Annotated in this window: 3 protein-coding genes; all 3 read right to left on the bottom strand. The window is 74.9% G+C overall.

Annotated features, from left to right (window positions below; translation table 11 throughout):
• A partial coding sequence (locus I4I78_RS31165) for a branched-chain amino acid aminotransferase (RefSeq protein ID WP_218615093.1) occupies positions 1-1,053 on the bottom strand: 1,053 nt, incomplete at its 3' end.
• Between the two features lie 59 nt (positions 1,054-1,112).
• Positions 1,113-2,231 carry a glycine cleavage system aminomethyltransferase GcvT gene (gene gcvT, locus I4I78_RS31160; RefSeq protein WP_308252464.1) on the bottom strand — a complete coding sequence of 373 codons (1,119 nt, stop codon included), beginning with the start codon at positions 2,229-2,231 and terminating at the stop codon, positions 1,113-1,115.
• A gap of 19 nt (positions 2,232-2,250) precedes the next feature.
• The gene (locus tag I4I78_RS31155) at positions 2,251-3,561 is read right to left on the bottom strand and encodes an APC family permease (RefSeq protein ID WP_218615092.1); all 1,311 of its coding nucleotides are present in this window, start codon (positions 3,559-3,561) and stop codon (positions 2,251-2,253) included.
• Positions 3,562-3,692 lie beyond the last annotated feature (131 nt).

Genomic DNA, 3,692 nt, shown 5'->3' with positions numbered 1-3,692 from the left:
CTGGACGGCGGTCAGGCGCTCGCGCAGCTGCAGCGTCACCGGGCCGGGCTCGCCGCCGCCGATCTGCACCTCGCCGCCGTGGTGCTTGACGGTGCCGATCGGGGTGATCACCGCCGCGGTACCGCAGCCGAACACCTCGGTCAGCAGGCCGTTGGCGGCACCACCGAGCCATTCCTGCCCGGCGATCCGACGCGACACGACGGTGATGCCCATGTCCTCGGCGAGGGTCATCAGCGAGTCCCGGGTGATCCCGGCCAGCACGCTGCCGCGCAGCTCCGGCGTGACCAGCTCGATCTCGTCCCCGGAGCGGAACACGAAGAACAGGTTGTTCGAGCCCATCTCCTCGATCCAGGTGCGCTCCTCGGCGTCGAGGTAGGCGACCTGGGCGCAGCCGTGCTCGGCTCCGACCGACTGCGGCAGCAGCGACGCGGCGTAGTTCCCGCCGCACTTCGCGGTGCCGGTCCCGCCCAGCGCGGCGCGGGTGTACTCGGTCTCGAGCCAGACGTCCATCGGCTTGACCCCGCCGGAGAAGTACGGCCCGGCCGGCGAGGCGATCACCGCGTAGAGGTACTCCGAGGACGGCCGCACGCCGAGGCCGACCTCGGTCGCGATCATGAACGGGCGCAGGTAGAGCGAGTCCTCGCCACCGGAGGCCGGCACCCACTCGCTGTCCACCGCGAGCAGCTCGGACAGCGAGGCCAGGAACAGGTCCTCGGGGAGCTCCGGCATGGCCAGACGGGCCGCGGAGCCCTGGAAGCGGCGCGCGTTGGCGTCCGGGCGGAACGAGGCGATCGAGCCGTCGGGCTGGCGGTAGGCCTTGAGCCCCTCGAAGATCTCCTGGCCGTAGTGCAGCACCATCGACGACGGGTCCAGCACGAGCGGGCCGTAGGGCACGATCTCCGGGTCGTGCCAGCCGCGGCCCTCGGTCCACCGGATCGTGGCCATGTGATCGGTCATGTACCGGCCGAACCCGGGATCGGAGAGAATCTCGGCGCGCCGCTCCGGCGACGCGGGCGCGGGATTCATGGTGACGGCGAAGGACGGCGCGCTCATCCCCCGACGGTATCCCCCCGGTCCGTGCAGCAGTAGTCGGATACCCGTCTCACCCCTCGTCAGCGGACGTGGGACTCCACGAACGGCGGCTTCACCACGTCCGCGGGCAGGGCCCGGCCGCGGACCTCGATCTGCACCGCGGCACCCGGCTTCACCCCGGCGGCGGTCTCCACCAGGGCCAGCGCGATCCCCGTCCGCAGGGTCGGGGAGAACGTGCCGGAGGTGACGGTGCCGATCGGCTCGCCGCCGTCGACGGGCAGCACGGCCATCCCGGCCCGCGGCACGCCCCGCCCGGTCGCGCGCAGTGCCCGCAGGCGTCGCGCCGGTCCGCGCTCCTTCTCGGCCACCAGCGCGTCGCGGCCCCAGAACGCGGGCTTGTCCCAACCGACCGCCCAGCTGCTGCCGGCCTGCAGCGGGCTGATCTCCTCGGAGAGCTCGTGGCCGTGCAGCGGGTAGCCCATCTCGGTCCGCAGCGTGTCGCGCGCGGCGAGCCCGCACGGGCCGCCGCCGACGGCCTGCACGGCGGAGAGCAGCGCGTCCCACATGGCCGGGGCGGCCGCGGCGTCGAGGACCAGCTCGTAGCCGAGCTCGCCGGTGTAGCCGGAACGGCAGACCCGCACGGCACCGCCCTCGAGGTCGCGGAAGGCCATGTAGTCCAGCCCGTCGATCTCGCCCGCGGCCTCGCCCAGCGCCGACGCCAGTGCCTCGGCCGACCGGGGGCCCTGCACCGCGAGCACGGCCAGCTCGGAGTGCCGGTCGGTGACGGTGACGCCGTCCGGGGCGCCGGCCTGCAGCATCTCCACGATGCGGGTCGAGTTGGCCGCGTTCGGCACGAGCAGCACCTCGTCCGGGCTCGCCAGGTAGGCGATCATGTCGTCGATCACGCCGCCGTCGGCGTTGCAGGCCAGCGTGTACTGCGCCTTGCCCGGGCCGATCTTCTCCAGGTCGGCGGAGAGGCAGGTGTTGACGTGCGCGGCCGCGCCGGGGCCGGCCACCGGGACGGTGCCCAGGTGGCTGACGTCGAACAGGCCGGCGCTCTCCCGCACGCAGGTGTGCTCGGCGACGGTGCCGGCCGGGTAGGAGATCGGCATCGACCACCCGCCGAACTCGCCCATCGTGGCGCCGGAGGCGGTGTGCCGGTCGTGCAGCGGGCTGGAGATCAGGTCGAGGTCCGTCACGGGTGCAGACCGTACCCGGCTACGCGGCCTGTTCCCCGGTGTCACCGGAGCGGGGCAGCTCGTCGTCGCCGCGGGCGCCTGCGGTGCGGGCGAGCAGTGTGCTCAGCAGCCAGCCCCCGACGAGCAGGACGGCGGTCGAGGACAGTGCCCAGGTCGGCAGGCTCAGGGCCAGGGCCAGGCACAGCAGCCCGCCGGCGGCCGCGACGACGAGCGTGCGCCGCGACCGTCCGCGCAGGCGCAGCGCGGCGCCGTGCAGCAGCGCGTAGTGCACCAGGACCGCGCACGCCGAGATCGCCAGCGCCGTGACCGGCCCGACCAGCACGGTGACCCCGACGACCAGCACTCCGCCGGCGAGGTCGGCGACCCACGGTGTGCCGCGCGAGCCGGTGCGGGCCAGCAGCCGGGGCAGGTCGCCGTCGCGGGCCATCCGGGACGCGGTCTCCGAACCCCGGGACAGCACGGCCAGCAGCGCGGACCCGGTGGCCACCGCCGCACCGACCCGGACCAGCACGCCGAGCGCCGGGCTGCTGCCGCTGTCGATCAGTGAGGCGAGCGGGATCGGCGAGGTGGACAGCCGGTCCACGCCGAGCCCGTTGAGCAGCGCCCCGGACACCGCGAGAAAGATCACCCCGGCGATCAGCACGGCGATCGTGGAGGCCCGGCGGACCGTGCGCAGCGGGTCGCGCAGGCTCCCGCCCAGCTCCGCCACGCGCGAGGTCCCGGCGAAGGCGAAGAACACGAAGGCGGCGGCGGTCAGCACCCCGAACACGCTGCCCGGCACGGCCGCCTGCAGCGTGGCCGCCGGCAGCTCGGCCGGTGCGCCCGCGGCGGCCGCGGACTCCAGCGCGGCCGAGGGACCCGCCGGGCCGGGCGGGAACGCACCGACGACGGTCACCAGGGCCAGGATCACGACCGCGCCGGCGACCAGGGCACGGCAGGCGGTCACCGAGATCCGGACCCCGGCCACGTTGAGCCCGATCACCACCAGTACCGCGACGATCGCCACCGGCACCGGCTGCGAGGGCAGCACGTAGGCGCCGAACACCCCGGCCGCGGCGACCGCGGCGGCGCCGCGGGCGACCAGGCGGGCGATACCGGCCAGGCGCCCGGCGGCGGGGGGCAGGTCCGTCGGCACCAGCCCGCCGCCGCCCGGACGGGCCGCGGTCAGGTCCGCGATCGAGGAGACGTTGCACAGCGCCACGACCGCGGCGAGGAGGACCGCCAGTGGCAGCCATGGGCCGGCGGCGGCCGCGGCCGGCGCGAACGCGGCGTACAGGCCGGTACCGAGCATCGCTGCGAGCGCGACGACGACGGCCGTCGCGGTACTCACACGATGCAGGGGTCCGGGCACCGCGCCACCATGCCATCCGACCCTGTGTCAAGGGGCGCCGCGGGGGTGTCATTAGCATTTCGGTCCGGTCTCGGCGTCGGCGACACGCGCGCCGGCTCGCCGAGCGACCG

The organism is Pseudonocardia sp. KRD291 (genome assembly GCF_019263595.1).
Taxonomy (GTDB): Bacteria; Actinomycetota; Actinomycetes; order Mycobacteriales; family Pseudonocardiaceae; genus Pseudonocardia.
The sequence above is the reverse complement of the archived record's forward strand: the minus strand, read 5'-3'. Positions and strand labels throughout refer to the sequence as shown.